This window comes from Bradyrhizobium zhanjiangense (assembly GCF_004114935.1).
GTDB lineage: Bacteria > Pseudomonadota > Alphaproteobacteria > Rhizobiales > Xanthobacteraceae > Bradyrhizobium > Bradyrhizobium zhanjiangense.
In genome coordinates this window covers 7666870-7687511 of sequence record NZ_CP022221.1, presented here as the reverse complement: position 1 = coordinate 7687511, position 20642 = coordinate 7666870, and the positions used below count along the sequence as shown (strand labels likewise).

15 protein-coding genes are annotated in these 20642 nt (G+C 65.6%); 11 read left to right on the top strand and 4 right to left on the bottom strand.

The features are described 5' to 3' along the window. Positions 1–57: 57 nt before the first annotated feature. Positions 58–1269, bottom strand: a complete 1212-nt coding sequence (locus tag XH85_RS36760) for an ABC transporter substrate-binding protein (RefSeq protein ID WP_091884229.1) — start codon at positions 1267–1269, stop codon at positions 58–60. Between the two features lie 97 nt (positions 1270–1366). Beyond that, positions 1367–2260: a helix-turn-helix transcriptional regulator gene (locus XH85_RS36755; RefSeq protein WP_128935825.1), complete on the bottom strand. Its 894-nt coding sequence runs from the start codon at positions 2258–2260 to the stop codon at positions 1367–1369. Between the two features lie 269 nt (positions 2261–2529). Between XH85_RS36755 and XH85_RS36750 the strand changes: the two genes are divergently transcribed. Genes XH85_RS36750 through XH85_RS36740 form a run of 3 tightly spaced genes read left to right on the top strand, consistent with a single transcriptional unit; the run spans position 2530 to position 6487 of the window. After that, positions 2530–3363 carry an ABC transporter substrate-binding protein gene (locus tag XH85_RS36750; RefSeq protein ID WP_128935824.1) on the top strand — a complete coding sequence of 278 codons (834 nt, stop codon included), beginning with the start codon at positions 2530–2532 and terminating at the stop codon, positions 3361–3363. A 54-nt stretch (positions 3364–3417) separates the two neighbouring features. Next, positions 3418–4524 carry a molybdopterin-binding protein gene (locus XH85_RS36745; protein ID WP_128935823.1) on the top strand — a complete coding sequence of 369 codons (1107 nt, stop codon included), beginning with the start codon at positions 3418–3420 and terminating at the stop codon, positions 4522–4524. Positions 4525–4537: 13 nt separating this feature from the next. Continuing rightward, on the top strand, positions 4538–6487 hold the full coding sequence (locus XH85_RS36740; protein WP_164940884.1) for a molybdopterin biosynthesis protein: 1950 nt from the start codon (positions 4538–4540) through the stop codon (positions 6485–6487). 51 nt (positions 6488–6538) lie between these two features. Here XH85_RS36740 and mobA read toward each other — a convergent pair whose 3' ends face one another. Both mobA and XH85_RS36730 read right to left on the bottom strand, forming a co-directional pair. Beyond that, a complete protein-coding gene (mobA, locus tag XH85_RS36735; RefSeq protein WP_420837857.1) occupies positions 6539–7195 on the bottom strand; it encodes a molybdenum cofactor guanylyltransferase MobA in 657 nt (218 codons plus the stop codon). Continuing rightward, positions 7176–8066 carry a formate dehydrogenase accessory sulfurtransferase FdhD gene (locus tag XH85_RS36730; protein WP_128935820.1) on the bottom strand — a complete coding sequence of 297 codons (891 nt, stop codon included), beginning with the start codon at positions 8064–8066 and terminating at the stop codon, positions 7176–7178. The genes mobA and XH85_RS36730 overlap by 20 nt, the downstream gene beginning before the upstream one ends. Before the next feature lie 104 nt (positions 8067–8170). Between XH85_RS36730 and mobB the strand changes: the two genes are divergently transcribed. From mobB to fdhF, 8 genes are all read left to right on the top strand, one after another. Further along, entirely contained in the window at positions 8171–8698 is a 528-nt protein-coding gene (gene mobB / locus XH85_RS36725; protein ID WP_128935819.1) for a molybdopterin-guanine dinucleotide biosynthesis protein B, read from the top strand. 9 nt (positions 8699–8707) lie between these two features. After that, positions 8708–9964 (top strand): molybdopterin molybdotransferase MoeA, encoded by a 1257-nt coding sequence (locus XH85_RS36720; protein WP_128935818.1) that lies wholly within the window; start codon positions 8708–8710, stop codon positions 9962–9964. A gap of 45 nt (positions 9965–10009) precedes the next feature. Then, positions 10010–10243, top strand: coding sequence for a sulfurtransferase TusA family protein (locus XH85_RS36715; protein WP_028142272.1), 234 nt, complete (start codon positions 10010–10012; stop codon positions 10241–10243). Between the two features lie 117 nt (positions 10244–10360). Beyond that, complete coding sequence (locus XH85_RS36710) at positions 10361–11794, top strand: sigma-54-dependent transcriptional regulator (RefSeq protein WP_128935817.1); 1434 nt, start codon at positions 10361–10363, stop codon at positions 11792–11794. Next, positions 11787–13811 carry a sensor histidine kinase gene (locus tag XH85_RS36705; protein WP_128935816.1) on the top strand — a complete coding sequence of 675 codons (2025 nt, stop codon included), beginning with the start codon at positions 11787–11789 and terminating at the stop codon, positions 13809–13811. Before XH85_RS36710 ends, XH85_RS36705 begins: the two co-directional genes overlap by 8 nt. 340 nt (positions 13812–14151) lie before the next feature. Then, entirely contained in the window at positions 14152–15804 is a 1653-nt protein-coding gene (locus XH85_RS36700) for an OFA family MFS transporter (protein WP_128935815.1), read from the top strand. A gap of 300 nt (positions 15805–16104) precedes the next feature. Continuing rightward, entirely contained in the window at positions 16105–17808 is a 1704-nt protein-coding gene (locus tag XH85_RS36695; protein ID WP_128935814.1) for an NADH-ubiquinone oxidoreductase-F iron-sulfur binding region domain-containing protein, read from the top strand. Continuing rightward, a complete protein-coding gene (fdhF, locus tag XH85_RS36690) occupies positions 17805–20570 on the top strand; it encodes a formate dehydrogenase subunit alpha (protein ID WP_128935813.1) in 2766 nt (921 codons plus the stop codon). Before XH85_RS36695 ends, fdhF begins: the two co-directional genes overlap by 4 nt. Positions 20571–20642: the final 72 nt, after the last annotated feature.

The window sequence follows — 20642 nt, the reverse complement described above, 5'->3', positions numbered from 1 at the left end:
TCGTCATGCCCGGGACAAGCCCGGCCACGACGTTTTGCGGCTAGATTGCGTTGCCCGTCACTTCTTCACCAGCGCACATGCCGGGTCCGGCGGCCCGAACGCCTTGTCGCCGGAGATCGTCGTGAGGATCTTGTAATAGTCCCACGGATATTTGCTCTCCTCCGGTGTCTTCACCTGAACCAGCCAGAGGTCGTGCACCATCAGATTGTCCTCGCGCAGTCTGCCGTTGCGGGCGAAGAAATCCTCGATCGGCTTCTCGCGCATCTTGGCGGCCACTTTAAGCGGATCGTCGGTGCCGGTCTCCTTGATGGCGTTGAGATAGTGCATCACGCTGGAATAGACGCCGGCCTGCCACATCGACGGCATCTTGTTCATCTTGGCGAAATAGCGCTTCGACCATTCGCGGGTCTTGTCGTCCATGTCCCAATAGAACGACGTGGTCAGGAGCAGGCCTTGGGCCGCCTGCAAGCCGAGACCGTGGATGTCGGTGATCAGCGCCAGCAGCGCCGCCATCTGCTGGCCGCCCTTGAACACGCCGAACTCCGAGCCGGTCTTGATCTCGTTCATGTTGTTGGGCGGACCGGCTGCAATGCCGATGATCTTGGCCTTGGAGGCCTGCGCCTGCAGCACGAAGGAGGAGAGGTCGGGCGTTGCCAGCGGCGGCCGCACCGAGCCCAGCACCTTGCCGCCATTGGCGGTGACGACGGCGGAGGCGTCGCGCTCCAGTGAATGGCCGAAGGCGTAGTCGTCGGTGATGAAGAACCAGCTGTCGCCGCCGCGCTTGACCACCGCATCCGCCGTGCCGACCGCGAGCGCGCGGGTGTCGAACACCCATTGGATCGCGTAGGGCGAGCAGAATTTGCCGTGGAAATCCGCGGTGCCGGTGGAGTGGGTGATGAACAGCCGCTTCTTCTCGTTGGCGATGTTCTGCACCGCGAGCCCGACCGCGGAGACCGGCACGTCCACGATCAGATCGACCTGGTCGACGTCGTACCACCGCCGCGCGATCGCGCCGCCGACATCGGCCTTGAGCTGGTGGTCGCCGATCACGACGCTGATCGGCTTGCCGAGCACGGTGCCGCCGAAATCGTCGATCGCCATCTGCGCCGCCGTCACCGAGCCCTGGCCGGTCGGTGCCGAGGCCGGGCCGTTCATGTCGGTGAGCACGCCGATCTTGACGACGTTGTCCGACACCTGCGCCGACGCCACACCCGGCAGCAGCGCCGCCAAGGCGGCCGCGACCGGCAGTCCAAATCTGTTTGGATTCATGCTTCTCCTCCCCTGATCCGGCTCGTTGGCCGGTGTTGCCCGGGTATGCCCAGCTGAATTGGTTTCTTTTGCAACTATTCGGGGGCGGGCGTCAATGTCAGGCCGCAAAGCGGATCTGTCCCGCGGGCGAGGGGTCGTAGCCGGTCAGCTCCTCGGCGCGCTGTCGCAGCCGCCTTTCGCCGAGCAGCCGGAGCAGGGCCTGCATGGCGGGGCGGAAATAGCTGCGCTGCCGCATCGCGAGGTCAAAATTCTCCCAGACCAGCGGCACGAAATCCAGCCCGGCCGAGCGCGCCGCCGCGCGCGTCGCGATCCCGCAATCGGCCTGGCCGGCGCGGACGATATCGACGAGGTCCGGGCCGGTCAGAGCCGGCGTCTCGATGCGGCGCAAATCCCGCGTCGAGGCGCCCGCGCGCTTGAGCAGCCCGTCGAGCAGCATCTGGGCGCCCGTGCCCTGTGGTCGCATCGCCATCCTGGCGCCGCGTGCGAGCACGTCGGACAGGTCGTGCAGCTGCTTGGGATTGCCGTGCGGCAGCACGAGACCCTGCTCGCGGCGCACGAACGCGACCAGCACCGCATCGTGCAGGTCCGGAGCTGCCCGCAGCGCTTCGACACTGGCATCGCTGGCGAGATTGTCGGCGGCGTCCAAGGCATGGAAGTGCACCGCCGCGGCCATCACCTCGTTGCGCTGCAAGCGCTCGAGCCCGCGCGCGCTGCCCTCGCTCATCGATCCGAGCCCAGAGCCGGATTCGCGCAGGCTCCAAGCCAAGAGCTCGTCCTGGCTGCCGCCGACGACCGGCGGCGGCTCCGCGATCAGCATGCCGGCCGGGCGCGCCAGTCCCGACAGCACCCAGAGATCGAGCTCGTGCCGCGGGAAGAGCCACTTCCCGGTCACCTTGGTGCAGGGGATCGCACCGGTGGTGACGAGTTCGTAAAGCTTGCGTTCGCCGAGCCGAAGATAGTCGGCGGCTTCGCTGGTCGTCAGGAATTCCATCCTGCATTCCTATGCAAATTCTTGCTTCTTTTTGACGTTCGACGCAGGTGGAATTCTGCATTTCAATTCGTGTCCGCGGGAACCATGCCCGATCATCTCGCTGCTTTGCAACACATCCTCGCGCGCGATTTCTGCTTTGGTGAACGATCCCAAAGCGCTCGCGCTTTGCCGAAATTTCCCGAGTGGGGAGCGCGAGGAGCAGATGACGTCACGAGTGCGGCGCAATCGATCATCATCATGATTCCGTCACAGCTAATGGGAACCCGATCATGGCCGTCCGCCGCCTCGCCGTTGCATTCGCGCTTCTCTGCGGCCTTGCTGCGGGCGTTGCGGCGTCAGCCGCGGAGGAGCGTGGCATCGTCCTCGCCACGACGACGGCGACCCAGGAGTCCGGCCTGCTCGATTATCTGCTGCCGATCTTCCGCGCGAAGACCGGCATCGACGTGACGGTGATCGCGCGGCGCGCCGATGAAGTGCTCGACGGGGCGCGAAGGGGCGAGGTCGACGTCGTGCTGATGCATGCGCGACCGCAGGAGGAGAAATTCGTCGCCGATGGTTTCGGCGTGAAGCGCCTCGACGTGATGTACAACGATTATGTGCTGATCGGGCCGAAGAGCGATCCTGCGGGCGTGAAGGGCAAGGACATCGCGACCGCGCTGAAGGCGATCGAGGCCAAGGGGGCGCCATTCGTGACGCGCGGTGACCGCTCGGGCACCCATGCCGCGGAGCTCGCGCTCTGGATCGTCGCCGGCATCGACATCGCAAGCGCCAAGGGCGCCTGGTATCGCGAGGCCGGGGCGGGCATGACGAGAGCCCTCGACGCCGCGCGCGCCGCGAACGCCTATGTGCTGTCGGACCGCGGCAGCTGGATCTCGTTCAGGGATCGCGGCGATCTCGACATCGTCGTCGAAGGCGACAGGCGCCTGCTCAATCAGTACGGCGTGATGCTGGTGAACCCCGAGAAGTTTCCGAACGTGAAGAAGGATCTCGCGCAGACCTTCATCGACTGGCTGACCTCGCCGGAGGGGCAGACGGTGATCGCCGGCTACAAGGTCGACGGGCAGCAGCTGTTCTTTCCCAATTCGGACAGGTCGGGCGGCTGACGTCCGCGGCGCTGGCGGTTGCCAAACCGGGCGATGCATGGTCCATCATGGCGCATGACCCAACGCCTGCCGTCCTCGCTCACGCCGCTCGACACTGCGCTCGCCGCGTTGCTGCGAGGCGTCGATGCTGTTGCGCCGGTGGAGTTGCCCCTGGCGGAAGCGATCGGTTGCGTCGCGGTGGGCACTCCGCTGCTTCCCGCCTATCCTCCGCGCGACATGGCCGCCGCAGACGGCTGGGCGCTCTCAGCCAATGATCTCGTCGGTGCGTCGGCATACGCGCCGCTGCCGCTGGCGATGGCTCCTGCGTGGGTCGATGCCGGTGACGCGATGCCGGAGGGATGTGACTGCGTGCTCGATGCCGGCGCGGTCGAGGTGTCAGGTCTGCTGGCCCAGGTGCTGGCAGAGGCCGTGCCAGGGCAGGGCGTCAGGCGCGCCGGAAGCGACGTCGCCGCGTGCACGCCCGCCGGCGCCGAGGGATATCCCATCGCTGCGGCCAATCTGCTGATCGCGCGCGTTGCGGGCTTGGAAAAGCTTTTCGTGCGGCGGCCGCGGCTGCGCATCGTCAATGTGCTGGGCGCAACAACGACAGCGCAGACGATCGCCGGGATCGCGCGCGCAGCGGGACTGGATGTGAAGACGTTTGAGGCCGGCGCGCGCGATGAAGCATCGATTGCCGAGGCGCTCGATGCTTCCTCCTGCGATCTGCTGCTGACGGTGGGCGGCAGTGGCGTCGGTCGCCGGGATGCAGCTGTCGCGGCGCTGGCCCGGCGCGGCGAGGTGCTTGCCCATGGCCTTGCGTTGCAGCCTGGACGCACCGCCGCGGTCGGCCGGCTCGGGCGGATTCCTGTTGTCGCCTTGCCCGGCTCGCCCGATCATGCGCTCGCGGCCTGGCTCGCGTTCGTGCTGCCGCTCATTGACCACCTGTCGGCGCGCCGGCCACGCCGACAGGTGAGCTTGCCGCTCGCGCGCAAGATCGCATCCGGCGTCGGCATCGCCGAAATCGTCCTCTTGGCCGAGGAACATCATGCGTGGATGCCGCTTGCCGTGGGCGAATGGTCGCTCCAGGCCATCGCCCGTGCCGATGCATGGCTGCTCGTCCCCGCCAGCCACGAGGGATTTGCGGCGGGCACGCCGGTCGGTGCTTATCTGATGCGGGAATGATATGGGTTCCGGCATGACGATGATTCCGCGGTCGCAAGAGCGCAGCGCGCTGGAACAGGAGCAGTTCCTGAAGGTCCTGTCGCGGGAGGAAGCGCTGGCCCGCTTCGAGGCGGCGCTGTTCCCGCGGTCGATTCCGAGTGCAGTGTGCAAACTCGCTGATGCACTCGGTGCGGCGCTCGCCGAAGACGTCACGGCACCGATCGACGTTCCGCCGTTCGACCGCTCCAATGTCGACGGCTTTGCGGTCCGCTCAGCCGATGTCGTTGCGGCGGGGGAAGGTGCACCCGTTCGTCTCGCGCTGAACGCTGAAACCATCCACTGCGGCACAGCCCCGACGCTGCAAGTGGCGGCTGGATCCGCAACGGCGATCGCCACCGGCGGTCCGCTGCCGCGCGGCGCCGACGCTGTCGTCATGGTCGAGCACACCCAGCCGGCCGGGTCGGATGCGATCGAGGTTCGTCGCGCCACGTCTCCCGGGCAATTCGTCTCCTATGCCGGATCCGACATCGCGCGCGGCGAAGCGCTGCTGCGTGCGGGGACGATCATCGGCTCGCGCGAGATCGGCATGCTGGCCGCTTGCGGCATCGCCGAGGTGAATATCGCGCGCAAGCCGCTTGTGGCGGTCGTCTCCACCGGCGACGAACTGGTGCAGCCCGGAGAGCTGCTCGCGCCCGCCGAGATCTACGACACCAACGGTGCGATCGTCGCTGCTGCGATCGACGAGAATGGCGGCAAGGCGGTCTTCCTTGGCGCCATTCCCGACGATGAAGCCAAGCTCGAAGCCGCCATGCGCCGCGCGCTGGCGGATGCCGACATGCTGGTGCTGTCGGGCGGCACGTCGAAAGGCGCGGGCGACCTGTCCCACCGCATCATCGACCGGCTCGGCCAGCCCGGCATCATCGCGCATGGCGTTGCGCTCAAGCCCGGCAAGCCGCTGTGCCTTGCGGTCTGCGACGGCAAGCCGGTGCTGATCCTGCCGGGCTTTCCGACCTCGGCGATGTTCACCTTCCACGACATGATCGTGCCGGTGCTGCGCAGGATGGCCGGGCTGCCGCCGCGCTCTGAGGCCAAGGTCAGCGCGACCGTGCCGGTGCGCATCGCTTCCGAACTCGGCCGCACCGAATTCGTCATGGTCTCGCTGGTCGAGGGCCGGGACGGCCTGATCGCCTATCCCTCCGGCAAAGGATCCGGTGCGATCACGTCATTCGCGCAGGCCGATGGCTTTCTGCGCATCGACGCGCTCGCCGATCAGATGCCGGCCGGCACGCAGGCCGAGGTGACGCTGTTTACGCCGCATGTGCGCGTGCCTGATCTCGTCATCGTCGGCAGCCATTGCACCGGTCTCGATCTCGTTACCGCACAGCTCGCGCATGCCGGCCTGACCGTACGCTCGATCGCGGTCGGCAGCCTCGGCGGGCTCGCCGCGGCGAAGCGCGGCGAGTGCGATCTCGCGCCGATCCATCTGTTCGACGACAAGAGCGAGACCTACAACACGCCCTATCTCGTCGAGGGGCTCGAGCTCGTTCCGGGCTGGCGGCGGATGCAGGGCATCGTCTTCCGCAAGGGCGACAAGCGTTTCGAAGACCTCGATGCGAAGGACGCCGTTGCAGCGGCGCTCGCCGACCCCGCCTGCATCATGGTCAACCGCAACCAGGGCGCCGGCACGCGCATCCTGATCGACCGGCTGCTCGGCGGGGCGCGTCCGGAAGGTTATTGGAACCAGCCGCGCTCGCACAATGCGGTGGCGGCGGCCGTGGCGCAGCACCGCGCCGACTGGGGCATGACCATTGCGCCGGTCGCCCATGCGGTCGGCCTCGGTTTCATTCCGCTCGCGGAGGAGCATTATGACTTCGCGCTGGTGACGGCGCGCAAAGACCGGCCGGCAGTGCAGGCCTTTCTCGATGCACTCGGCTCGAATGAAGCGCGCGCCGCGCTGGAGCGGGCGGGGTTCCGACCCGCGTAGATTGACGAAGCGGCGCTTCTCAATGACCCAAGCTAACCGGAGCACACCGCCTTACGATGCGTCATCCAGCGCCGCCAGCCGCTCGGCTTCCGCAATGTCCTCGACGGTATTGGCATTGAAGAACGGGTCGAGCGGCTCGGTCGGCCACGTCACCGTCGCCAGCGGATAGCGCGCGGTCCAGCGGTCGATCTTGCGGAGGTCCTCGACGACGAGTGCGTGGCGGAGCTCCTCACGCAGGTCCACGCGCCACAGCCCGATCACCGGATGCGACTGATCGCCTGATGCGGCGACCGCGAGCTGTGCGTTCTCGCGCGATCGCGCCTCATGTAGGCGGGCGACCAGATCGCGCGGCAGGAACGGGCAGTCGCCGGCGGCGCTGAGCACCCACTCGATCTCCGGCCGGTTTGTCGCGGTCCAGTCGAGCGCCGCGAGGATGCCGGCGAGCGGGCCGGGAAAGCCGGGCACGTCGTCGGCGACCACCTGCAAGCCGAAGGCGGCGAAACGTGCGGGATCGCCATTGGCGTTGAGGATCAGCCCGCTGCATTGGGGTGAAAGGCGCGCGATCACACGCTCCAGGATGGTGCGCCCGCCGATGCTGCGCATGGGCTTGTCGCCCCCGCCCATGCGGCGGGCAAGACCGCCGGCGAGCAGCACGCCAAGAGTGGGCGGAATGCGCGTGGCCGCAAAGCTAGTCGTCACCACCTTCACCCTTGCGCTTGTGCTTGGCCGATTCCTCCTCGACGTAAGCGAGGTTCTGGTCGTAGACGATGCGGTCCTCGCCCGAGAGTGCGATGAAGCGCTTGCCGCGGGTGCGGCCGATCAGCGTCAGCCCGACCTGCCTTGCGAGATCGACGCCCCAGGCGGTGAAGCCGGAGCGCGACACCAGGATCGGAATGCCCATGCGCACAGTCTTGATCACCATCTCCGAGGTGAGGCGTCCCGTGGTGTAGAGGATCTTGTCGCCAGGCTCCACGCCGTGGCGGTACATCCAGCCCGCGATCTTGTCCACGGCGTTGTGGCGGCCGACGTCCTCGGTGTAGCAGAGCGGGGCGCCCTCCTTGCACAGCACGCAGCCATGGATCGCGCCGGCCTCCAGATAAAGCGAAGGCATGGTGTTGATGGTCTGCGTCATCTGGTACAGCCAGGAGGTGCGCAGCTCCGCCTTCGGCAGTGCGACACTCTCGACCGCTTCCAGCAGGTCGCCGAAGGCGGTGCCCTGCGCGCAGCCCGAGGTCTGCGTGCGCTTCTTCAGCTTGGCCTCGAAATTGGTGTGGTGCGAGGTGCGCACCACGACCACCTGGAGGTCATCGTCGTATTCGACCTCGGTGACCGCGTCATTATATTTCAGCATGTTCTGGTTCAGCAGGTAGCCGAGCGCCAGATATTCCGGATAGTCGCCGATCGTCATCATGGTGACGATCTCCTGCGAATTCAGGTAGAGCGTCAGCGGCCGCTCCATCGGCACCTTGATCTCGACCCTGGCGCCGGTCTGGTCGGTCCCGGTCACGCTCTGGGTCAGGCGCGGGTCGTCCGTGTCAGGGATGATCAGGGGCACCGGGGTCTTGTCGATCTTCATCATGGTTGCGACGTTAGCATGACATTCGGGTCAAGCCGATATAAGCATGGCGAGGAGAGGCCGGAAGTTCCATCGGCTGGCGAGCCGTTGGCGGAGATCGGAAGGTTATGAAAGTCATCGGTCTTGCGGGCTGGAGTGGGGCGGGCAAGACCACGCTGTTGACGCGGCTGATCCCGCATTTCAACGCGCAGGGCCTGCGCGTTTCCGTGATCAAGCACGCGCATCACCAGTTCGACGTCGACGTGCCCGGCAAGGATTCCTGGCGCCATCGCGAGGCCGGCGCGGCCGAGGTGTTGGTTGCTTCGTCCAACCGCTGGGCCTTGATGCACGAATTGCGCGGCGCGGCGGAGCCGCGGCTGCCGGAACTCTTGGGCAAGCTGTCCGCGGTCGATCTGGTCGTGGTCGAGGGCTTCAAGCGCGAGCCACATCGCAAGATCGAGGTGTTTCGCGGCGCCAATGGCAAGCCACTGCTGTTTCCAGACGATCCCGGCATTGCCGGTATTGTCGCCGACGTCGCGGTTGACACCCGGCTGCCGACTGTCCATCTCGACGATATTCCGGCCGCGGCGGCAATGTTGCTCCGCGCGGCGATGCCGGTCGAGGAAGCGGTGGCAAAAAGCGCCGCGATGCGCTGAAGAGGCACCATGGCGCAACTATCGGACGATTGCTTTGCCTTCGGCGGCCCGATGATGTCGGTGGACGAGGCTGTTGGCCTGATCACCACTCGCGTCAATGCGATCGCCGATCTCGAAACCGTGGCGCTCGTCGAAGCGGATGGGCGCGTGCTGGCGCACGATATCGCCGCGCCTTTGCCGCTGCCGCCCTTCACCAACTCCGCCGTCGATGGTTACGCCGTCCGCAGCGCGGACCTTCCGCAAGGCACGGAGCAGGCGTTGCCGCTCGACGGCCGCATCCAGGCCGGCGGCCTTGCACAGACGCCGATCAAGCCCGGCCACACCGCGCGCATCTTCACGGGTGCGCCGATGCCGCCGGATGCCGAGACGGTCTTCATGCAGGAAGATGTCCGCATCGATGATTCCGGCAAGATCGTGGTGCCGCCGGGACTGAAGCCGGGTGCCAATGTTCGCCCTGCGGGCGAGGACATTCCCGAAGGGTACGTCGCGCTGCGCGCCGGCCAGCGCTTGCGGCCGCAGCACGTTGCCCTCGCCGCCGCCTTCGGCCTGACCAGCCTCGACGTCGTCAGGCGCATCCGCGTCGCGGTGTTCTCGACCGGTGACGAGCTGGCCTCGCCCGGCGAGCCGCGCGCAGCCTCGCAACTGTTCGATTCCAACCGCTTCATGCTGATGGCGATGCTGCGCCGGCTCGGCTGCGAGGTCAGCGATCTCGGCATCTTGCGGGACGAACGGACGTCGCTTGCGAACGGCCTGAAGCAGGTCGCAGGCGAACACGACCTTATCCTTACCACCGGTGGCGTCTCGACCGGGGAGGAGGATCACGTCAAGGCGGCGGTCGAGAGCATCGGCTCGCTGGTGCTGTGGCGGATGGCGATCAAGCCGGGACGGCCGGTCGCAATGGGCATCATCGACGGCACGCCGCTGATCGGATTGCCCGGCAATCCCGTTGCGAGCTTCGTCACCTTCGTCCATGTGGTGCGGCCGACGGTGCTGGCGCTCGCGGGCAGCCTGCCGGAGCCGCTGACGCCGATCCCTGTGCGCGCCGCGTTCACCTACAAGAAGAAGGCGGGCCGGCGCGAATATGTTCGCGTCTCCTTGCGGCGCGGAGAGGACGGCGCGCTGGAGGTCATCAAGTTCCCGCGGGAAGGCGCTGGGCTGTTGTCGTCGCTGATCGAGACCGACGGCTTGGTCGAACTCGGCGAGGACATCACGAATGTCGAGCCGGGGCACAGCGTAGGTTTCCTACCCTACGCCGATCTGCTCTGATGCGGCTGCGTTGACGCCATCGCCTCATCCCGCCATGTTGCGCCCATGACCCGAACGACGCTCGATCTAACCGGGCTGAAATGCCCGTTACCTGCTCTGAAGACGCGCAAGGCGCTGAAGCCGTTGCAGCCTGGCGATCAACTCGAAGTGCACTGCACCGATCCCTTGTCGGTGATTGACATTCCGAATCTGATTCGCGAGACCGGCGACAAGGTCGAGATCACCGAGCGCAACGAGGCGCGCATCGTATTCCTGGTCGAAAAGAGCGACGCCCCGTAGAAAGGCGAATGTTCACGGCGGTGACGTTTGACTATGCTGCGCCCGCGGGGAAACGGCCAGAGCTTCGCTGCAATGCGAAAAGGCCGGTGGATGGATCTCAAACCTAAGACATCGGGCATGACTTTCTCAACTTCGAGGGCAAGCGCAGCCGCGAGTCCCGCGGTGGGCCGCGAGCCTGCCGTCAAGCTCGGCAAGACGGCTGCAGGGCCGGAGTTCGGCGCGCTGGCGCAGGCCTCCATCCTGATCGTCGACGACGAGCCGGGCATGCGCAATTTCCTGGTGCGCACGCTTGCGCCGCGCTGCAAGCTGGTGGACGAGGCGGCCGATACCGACCAGGCCTCGCGCAAGCTCGATTCCAACCGCTACGACGTCGTCATTCTCGATAACATCATGCCAGGCAAGAATGGCGTCGATTGGCTCGCCGAGCAGCGCGCCGTCGGCTTTTTCGCCGACGCCATCCTGATCACCGCCTATGCCGACCTCGACACTGCGATCCAGGCCCTGCGCGCCGGTGCGGCCGATTTCGTGCTCAAGCCGTTCCGCTCCAACCAGATCCTCAACGCGGTGGCACGATGCCTCGACCGTGTCCGCCTCCAGCGCGAGAACTATGTCCTGCGCTATGCTCTACGTGCCTCGTCCGACCGCACCTTTCTGCGCGACAATCTGATCGGACAGTCGGCGGCGACGCTGCGCGTACGCGAGACCATCGCGCGCGTCGCGCGCCTGCCGACCTCGGTTCTCCTCACCGGCGAATCTGGCACCGGCAAGGAAGTGGCAGCGCGCTCGATCCACTCGCTGTCCGACCGCGCCGACAAGCCCTTCGTGCCCGTGAATTGCGCGGCGATTCCGCCCGAGATGATCGAGGCCGAGCTGTTCGGACACATCAAGGGCGCGTTCACCGGCGCCGATTCGGGACGCGAGGGCTTATTCCTGTATGCGCATGGCGGCACGCTGTTCCTCGACGAGATCGGGGAGCTGCCGCTGCCAATGCAGAGCAAGCTGCTCCGCGTGCTCGAAGACCGCCGCGTCCGTCCGGTTGGCTCCGAGCGTGAAGTTCCGGTCGACCTTCGCTTCATCTTCGCAACCAATGCCGAGCTTCAGAAGGAGGTCGAGAAGGGCCGTTTCCGAGCTGATCTGTTCTACCGGCTCAACGTGATGCAAATCCGCCTGCCGTTGCTGAAGGATCGCGGCGATGATGTGCAGGAGCTTGCCGCCATCTTCATGAGCAAGCTGTCGGCTCAGCTCGGCATGCCGCCGGTGCCGATCGACGCCGCGGTGCGGGCGGCGCTCGCAAGCTATGACTGGCCAGGCAATGTGCGCGAGCTGCGCAATTTGATCGAGCGCACGCTGATCCTCGGCGCCTTCCCCGACGATTTCGCCGGTCCCCGCAACAATGGTCAGTCGGCGCCTGCCGACAGTCTCGCGGAGCTCGAGCGCCGTCACATTCTCGGCGTGCTGAAGGAGGTCAATGGCAATCGCGAGGAGGCGGCGCGTCGCCTCGGTATCTCGCGCAAGACCATCGACCGCAAATGCGCGTTGTGGGATGTCTGATGCTGCCGGCCGCAGCGGCGAGCCCGTGCGGGGACGCTCCGTCCGCTTCCGGCTGCTCGCCATCGCGCTGCTGCCGATGCTGGTCATCCTGCCGCTCCTGCTCGGCGTTGCGATCTATCGCTGGAACGCGAAGTTCGACGCGACCCTGATCTCCAAGGTCAACGGCGATCTCACCATCGCCCACCAATATCTCGCCCGCATCCTGGAAAAGACCGGCGTCCAGCTCCGGGCGCTCAGCCTGTCGGCCCGTTTCCATGAGGTGCTGGCGCCGGATGCGCGCGGCTCCCTGCAGGATCTGCTCGACGAGACCCGCAAGGAAATTGGTCTCGATTTCCTGTATCTGACCAACGATCGCGGCGACGTCCTGGCCTCATCGCCGCCGCTGCAGCATCGACCGAGAAGCGACTGGCCGATCATCATGTCGGCGCTGTCGGGCCAGGTCCCTGCGACGGGCGTCGACATTTTCGGCAATGACGAGCTCGCCGCAATTTCGCCGGCCCTGGCTGAGCGCGCGCGATTGGACCTCGTGCCGACCCCGAACGCGGTGCCGACCGACCGCAGCACCGAGACGCGCGGCATGGTCGTGCATGCGGCGAGCCGGGCGATGCTACCTGACGGTGGCGCCGCTGCGCTGGTCGGCGGCACGCTGCTCAACCAGAATCTCGAATTCATCGACACGATCAACGATCTCGTCTATCGCGCGGCGAGCCTGCCGGAGGGCAGCCAGGGCACTGCGACGCTGTTCCTGGACGACGTGCGGATATCGACCAACGTCCGTCTGTTCGAGGGACGGCGCGCGCTCGGCACGCGCGTGTCGGCGGCGGTGCGCTCGGCCGTGCTGGGCGAGGGGCGGACCTGGCTCGACAGCGCTTTCGTGGTCAATGACTGGTACATCTCCGCCTACGAGCCGCTGGTCGACAGTTACGGCAAGCGGGTCGGCATGCTCTATGTCGGCTTTCTGGAGAAGCCGTTCAGTGAAGCCAAATACCAGACATTGATGATCATCATCGCAGCGTTCATCGCGATCACCGCAGCGACCGTACCAATCTTCCTGCACTGGGCGAGCTCCATCTTCATGCCGCTGGAGCGCGTCACGGCGACGATCACCGAGGTGGAGCGCGGGAACCTCTCCGCCCGCACCAAGATGCCGGTGTTGGGTGACGAGATCGGCCGCGTCGCGGTTCATCTCGACAGCCTGCTCGACCAGATCCAGGAACGCGACCGACAGCTCCGGGAATGGAATGAGGAGCTGAACGTCCGCGTGCGGGAGCGCACGCGCGACCTCGAGCACGCCAATCTCAAGCTCGAGGCGACCACCAAGCAGCTCATCATGTCGGAGAAGCTGGCTGCGATCGGCGAGATCACCGCCGGCGTTGCGCACGAGATCAACAATCCGATCGCGGTGATGCAGGGCAATCTCGACGTAATCCGCAGCGTGTTCGGGGCCGATGCCGACAAGGCGAAGGTCGAGTTTCGTCTGCTCGACGAGCAGATTCACCGCATTAGCCAGATCGTGACCAAGCTGTTGCAGTTTGCAAGGCCGGAGGAATATGCCGGCTATGTCGAGCGCCATGCGCCGGCGAGCGTCATCTCCGACTGTCTGCCGCTGGTGCAGCATCTTCTGAACAAGACCGAGATCGCCGTGGTCAGGGACGACCGCGCCAACCGGCTCGTGCTGATGAACCGCAACGAGCTGCAGCAGGTCCTGGTCAATCTCATCGTCAACGCGATCCACGCCATGCCCGAAGGCGGAACCCTGACGCTCCGCTCCTTCGATGCGGAGCGCGACGGCCATCAAGGCGTCGCCATCGAGGTCGCCGACACCGGCATCGGCATGAGCGCTGAGGTGATCGAAAAGATATTCGACCCCTTCTACACCACGAAACGGCGGCAAGGCACCGGGCTCGGCCTCTCGATCAGCCAGACGCTGATCAAGCGCCAGGGCGGACAGATCACGGCCGAAAGCCGCGTCGGTTCCGGGAGTACATTCACGGTGTGGCTGCCGGAAGCGAGCTGATTGGACATTTTGTCCGAGGATCTCGGGACATTCTGTCCGACGCAGCACATTGCGCTGCGGGAAGTCGTTGAATTGTCACGATGCTATTTCTGGCACGCGCGTTGCTCATCTCAAGACAGGGTGTTGAGGGGGATGAGGGCGCGATTGCCGTCACTGCAACGCTGCTCGCGAGGCGAAGGGACGTCACCCGCGATCAGCCGTTTGCTCGGCGCGCATGAGGCGATGCGCACCAGACCATTCCGCTTCGGCATGAAGTCCGACCTGTCATGCGCGGCTGCGAGCACGCACGACCGGTCTCAAACCGATGTGCCGGCAAGGCCGCGCTTGGGAGGTAATGCTTATGACGACTGCCGATACCGTTCTTGCACCGGTAGGTGCTTCCGGCCTTCTCGATCGTGAACGCACGATCGCGACCGCCGGCTTCAATCGCTGGCTGGTGCCGCCGGCAGCGCTGTGCATCCATTTGTGCATCGGCATGGCCTATGGCTTCTCGGTGTTCTGGCTGCCGCTGTCGCGCGCGATCGGGTTGACCGCGCCGAAAGCCTGTCCGGATATGTCGCTGTGGCAAGAGCTCTTCACCACCACCTGCGACTGGAAGGTCGCAAGCCTGGGGTGGATGTACACGCTGTTCTTTGTCTTGCTCGGCGTCTCCGCCGCGATCTGGGGCGGCTGGCTCGAGCGCGCCGGTCCGCGCAAGGCGGGTGTCGTCGCCGCCTGCTGTTGGGGCGGCGGTCTTCTGATCGGTGCCTTCGGCGTCTACGTCCACCAGCTCTGGATCATGTGGCTTGGTTGCGGCGTGATCGGCGGCGTCGGTCTCGGCCTCGGCTATATCTCCCCGGTGTCGACCTTGATCAAGTGGTTTCCGGATCGTCGCGGCATGGCGACCGGCATGGCCATCATGGGATTTGGCGGCGGCGCCATGATCGGAGCGCCTCTGGCCAATCTCTTGATCAACTACTTCAAGACGCCGACCTCCGTCGGTGTCTGGGAGACCTTCGTCACGATGGGGGTGGTCTATTTCGTCTTCATGATGATCGGCGCCTTCGCCTATCGCGTGACGCCGGCCGGCTGGCAGCCCGAGGGCTGGACGCCGCCGAGCGAAAAGAAGTCGATGATCACCGAGCACCATGTGCACCTCAACAACGCGCACAAGACGCCGCAATTCTGGCTGATCTGGTGGGTGCTCTGCTTGAACGTCTCCGCGGGTATCGGCGTGATCGGCATGGCTTCGCCCATGCTGCAGGAGATCTTCGCAGGCAAGCTGATCGGGCATCCGGAGCTGACCTTCAGCCAGCTCTCGGTTGAACAGAAAGCTGCGATCGCAGCGATCGCTGCGGGCTTCGCTGGTCTGTTGTCACTGTTCAACATCGGCGGCCGCTTCTTCTGGGCCTCGATGTCGGATCTCATGGGCCGCAAGAACACGTACTATACGTTCTTCGTCCTCGGCATCGCGCTCTACGCGCTGGCGCCGACCTTCGCGGCGATGGGCTCGAAGCTGCTGTTCGTGGTCGGCTTCGGCATCATCCTCTCGATGTACGGCGGCGGCTTTGCGACCGTGCCGGCCTATCTCGCCGACATGTTCGGCACCCAGTTCGTCGGCGCCATCCACGGCCGGCTGCTGACGGCATGGTCGACGGCAGGCATCATCGGCCCCGTCGTGGTCAATTACATCCGCGAGTTCCAGCTTGCGGCCGGCGTGCCGCGTGACCAGCTCTACAACACCACTATGTACATCCTGTGTGCGATGCTGATCGCGGGCCTGATCTGCAACTACCTGATCAAGCCGGTCGATTCGAAGTGGCACATGAAGGACGCCGATGTCGCCAAGCTGCAGGCGGCGAGCGCCAGCGCCGCAGCCGCGGGGCCGCACGGCTCGTACGGCATCGGCTTTGGCGGACTGGACGCCAAGGCGGCACTGTTCTGGGCCTTCGTCGGCGTTCCCTTGGCCTGGGGTGTGTGGAAGACGCTGGAGAGCGCGGTCAAGATTTTCTGATCGCACATTCATCGCGGGCGGGAGCGCAGCTTGCGCGCTCCCGCCGTAGCCTCGGAGCGGGAGCGCGATACGATTTCGCTATCGCAGCATGGGAAGCCTTTATTGATCTCCAGGCCAATTCAGGCTTCGTTCTATCAGTTGGCGCGTTAGACGAACGCAAGGCCGTGTCCGGGCAGCGATCCAGGGGTTGCCCTTTGAGCCGCGCTTAACTGCTTCCGCGAGCATGATAATTTGCTTGGCATCTGGCATGCCAGCGGCTAGAACTGGAGCCGTTCTAAAGAACGAGATCGAGACGAATCGATGAGCCACGACGTGCACAAGGTCCGCCCGTTCGAGCATCCCGGCGAGGGACGCCGACGCGCCAAGGCCACCCCCAAAGGGCGCCAGGTTGATCCGACCGCTGCGCACGAGATCGAGCTGTTGCTCGGCGACAGGCCGCGGCGGCGCGATCTGCTGATCGAATATCTGCACCTGATCCAGGACAAGTACCACCAGATTTCGGCTGCGCATCTGGCCGCGCTCGCCGACGAGATGAAGCTCGCCTTCGCCGAGGTGTTCGAGACGGCGACTTTCTATGCGCATTTCGACGTGGTGAAGGAAGGTGAGCCCGACATCGCGCCGCTGACGATCCGCGTCTGTGATTCGCTGACCTGCGCGATGCTCGGCGGCGAGAAGCTCCTGCAGGATTTGCAGAGCGCGTCGGGCCCTGGCATCCGCGTCGTGCGCGCGCCCTGCGTTGGCCGTTGCGATACCGCGCCTGCTGCTGAGGTCGGCCACAACTTCGTCGACCACGCCACCGTCGCCAATGTCATGGCGGCCGCGAAGGCCGGCGACACCCACGCGCATCTGCCGAAATATATCGATTACGAGGCCTACCTCGCCGGCGGCGGCTACAAGCTACTCAACCGCCTCCGCTCCGGCGAGCTGCCGAAGGACGATCTCTTGAAAGCGCTCGACGACGCTTCGCTCCGCGGTCTCGGCGGCGCAGGCTTCCCGACGGGGCGCAAATGGCGCGCGGTGCTCGGCGAGCCCGGGCCGCGGCTGATGGCGATCAACGGCGACGAGGGCGAGCCCGGCACGTTCAAGGATCGATTCTATCTCGAAAGCGATCCGCATCGCTTCATCGAGGGCATGCTGATCGGCGCGCATGTGGTGCAGGCCTCCGACGTCTACATCTATCTGCGCGACGAATATCCGGCCTCACGCGAGATCCTCGAACGCGAGATCGCCAAGCTCCCGCAGGGCGGTCCGACGCTGCATATGCGCCGCGGCGCTGGTGCCTATATCTGCGGCGAGGAATCCTCGCTGCTGGAGAGCATCGAGGGCAAGCGCGGCCTGCCCAGGCACAAGCCGCCTTACCCGTTCCAGGTCGGCCTGTTCGGCCTGCCGACGCTGATCAACAACATCGAGACGCTGTGGTGGGTGCGCGACATCGTCGAGAAGGGCGCCGACTGGTGGAAGGGTCATGGCCGCCACGAGCGTCACGGCCTGCGCAGCTTCTCGGTCTCGGGTCGCGTCAAGAATCCCGGCATGAAGCTGGCGCCTGCCGGCACCACCGTGCGTGAGCTGATCGAGGAATATTGCGGCGGCATGGCCGACGGCCATCAGTTCTACGCGTACCTGCCGGGCGGTGCGTCCGGCGGCATCCTGCCGGCGTCGATGGACGACATCCCGCTCGATTTCGGCACGCTGGAAAAATACGGCTGCTTCATCGGCTCCGCCGCGATCGTGATTCTGTCGCAGAAGGACAGCGTGCGCGCAGCGGCGTTGAACCTGATGAAGTTCTTCGAGGACGAGAGCTGCGGTCAGTGCACACCGTGCCGCGTCGGAACCCAGAAAGCGGCGCTGCTGATGCAGAAGCCGGTCTGGAACCGGGCCTTGCTGGAAGAATTGAGCCAAGCGATGCGCGATGCCTCGATCTGCGGGCTCGGACAGGCGGCATCGAATCCGCTGACCACCGTGATCAAATATTTCCCTGACGAGTTCAAGGACGCGGCCGAATGACCAAGATTACGTTCGAGCTTGACGGCAAGCAGGTCGAGGCCAAACCCGGCGAGACGATCTGGCAGGTGGCCCAGCGCCAGGGCCGCGAGATCCCGCACCTCTGCTATTCGCCCGCACCCGATTATCGGCCCGACGGCAACTGCCGCGCCTGCATGGTCGAGATCGAGGGCGAGCGCGTGCTGGCGGCGTCCTGCAAGCGCACGCCATCGGTCGGCATGAAGGTGAAGACCGAGAGTGCGCGCGCCGTCGCCGCGCAGAAAATGGTGATGGAGCTGCTCGTCGCCGACCAGCCGGCGCGCGAGACCTCGCACGATCCGGATTCGAAGTTCTGGCACTGGGCCGAGACCACCGGTGTCACCGAGAGCCGCTTCCCCGCCGCCGAGCGCTGGGCGACGGATGCCAGCCATCCGGCGATGCGCGTCAATCTCGATGCCTGCATCCAGTGCGGCCTGTGCGTGCGCGCCTGCCGCGAAGTCCAGGTCAACGATGTCATCGGCATGGCCTACCGCAATGCCGGCGCCAAGATCGTGTTCGACTTCGACGATCCCATGGGCGAGTCGACCTGCGTCGCCTGCGGCGAATGCGTGCAGGCCTGCCCGACCGGCGCGTTGATGCCGGCCGTGATGCTCGACGACAAGCAGACCCGCGTCACCTATGCCGACAAGAAAGTGGATTCGCTGTGCCCGTTCTGCGGCGTCGGCTGCCAGGTGACCTACGAGGTCAAGGACGAGAAGGTGATCTATGCGGAGGGCCGCGACGGCCCCGCCAATCACAACCGTCTCTGCGTCAAGGGCCGCTTCGGCTTCGACTACATCCACCATCCGCATCGTCTGACCAAGCCGCTGGTGCGGCTGCCGAATGCGAAGAAGGACGCCAACGACCAGGTTGATCCGGCCAATCCCTTCACCCATTTCCGTGAAGCGAGCTGGGAAGAAGCGCTCGACATCGCGGCCAAGGGCCTGGTCAAGATCCGCGACGAGAAGGGCGCGAAGGCGCTGGCGGGCTTCGGCTCGGCCAAGGGCTCGAACGAAGAGGCCTATCTGTTCCAGAAGCTGGTGCGCACCGGCTTCGGCTCCAATAACGTCGATCACTGCACGCGGCTCTGCCACGCTTCGTCAGTCGCCGCACTTTTCGAAGGCCTGAGCTCGGGCGCGGTGTCGGCGCCGTTTGCTGCAGCGATGGATGCCGAGGTCATTTGGGTGATCGGCGCCAATCCGACCGTGAACCACCCGGTCGCGGCGACCTACATCAAGAACGCAGCGAAGAACGGCGCCAAGCTGTTCGTGATGGATCCGCGCCGGCAGTCGCTGTCGCGTCACGCGACCAAGCATCTGCAGTTCAAGCCGGGCTCCGACGTTGCGATGTTGAACGCGATGATCAACACGATCATCACCGAAGGCCTGACCGACGACCAGTACATCGCGGGCTACACCGAAGGCTTCGAGGAGCTCAAGGGGAAGATCAAGGAATTCACGCCGGAGAGGATGGAGCCGATCTGCGGCATCCCGGCGCAGACGCTGCGCGAGGTCGCACGAACCTATGCGCGCGCGAAATCGTCGATGATCTTCTGGGGCATGGGCATCAGCCAGCACGTCCACGGCACCGACAATGCGCGCTGCCTGATTGCGCTGGCGCTGATCACCGGCCAGGTCGGCCGTCCCGGCACCGGCCTGCATCCGCTGCGCGGCCAGAACAACGTGCAGGGCGCCTCCGATGCCGGCCTGATCCCGATGTTCCTGCCGGACTATCAGCCGGTCGGCCGCGACGACATGCGCGGCGCTTTCGAGAAGCTGTGGGGCCAGGATCTCGATCCGGTGCGCGGCCTGACCGTGGTCGAGATCATGAACGCGATCCATGCCGGCGAGATCAAGGGCATGTACATCGAGGGCGAGAACCCCGCGATGTCCGACCCCGATCTCCAGCATGCCCGCGAAGCGCTCGCCATGCTCGATCATCTCGTGGTGCAGGATCTCTTCGTCACCGAGACCGCGTTCCACGCCGACGTGATCCTGCCAGCCTCGGCCTTTGCCGAGAAGGAGGGCTCCTTCACCAACACCGATCGCCGCGTGCAGCTCGCACGTCAGGTGATCAAGCCGCCCGGTGACGCGCGGCAGGATCTCTGGATCATCCAGGAGATCGGCAAGCGCATGGGGCTGCCGTGGAATTATTCCGGCCCCGGCGACGTCTACACCGAGATGGCGGAGCTGATGCCGTCGCTGAAAAACATCAGCTGGGAACGGCTGGTGCGCGAAGGCGCGGTCACCTATCCGGCCGACGCTCCCGATAAGCCCGGCAACGAGATTATCTTCACCACGGGCTTCCCGACCGCGAGCGGCCGCGGCAAGATCGTACCGGCCAAGGTGATTCCGCCGGACGAGCTGCCCGACGCCGAATATCCGATGGTGCTGTCGACCGGCCGCGTGCTCGAGCACTGGCACACCGGCTCGATGACGCGCCGCGCGCAAGTGCTCGACCAGATCGAGCCCGAGGCCGTCGCGTTCATGTCACCGAAGGACATGCGCAAGAAGAGGCTCGCGCCAGGCGACTTCATTCGCCTGGAGACCCGCCGCGGCGCCGTCGAGGTCAAGGTGCGCTCCGACCGCGACGTGCCAGAGAACATGGTGTTCATGCCGTTCTGCTACGCAGAGGCGGCGGCGAACCTGTTGACCAATCCGGCGCTCGATCCCTTCGGCAAGATCCCGGAGTTCAAGTTCTGCGCGGCCAGGGCGGAGCGCGTGGAGATGCGCGACGCGGCGGAGTAGGGGCGACCTCCTCCCTGTGGAGTTTGGCGGCGTAGCGCCGCCAAACTCCGCTGTCGTCATCGCGCACGAGGC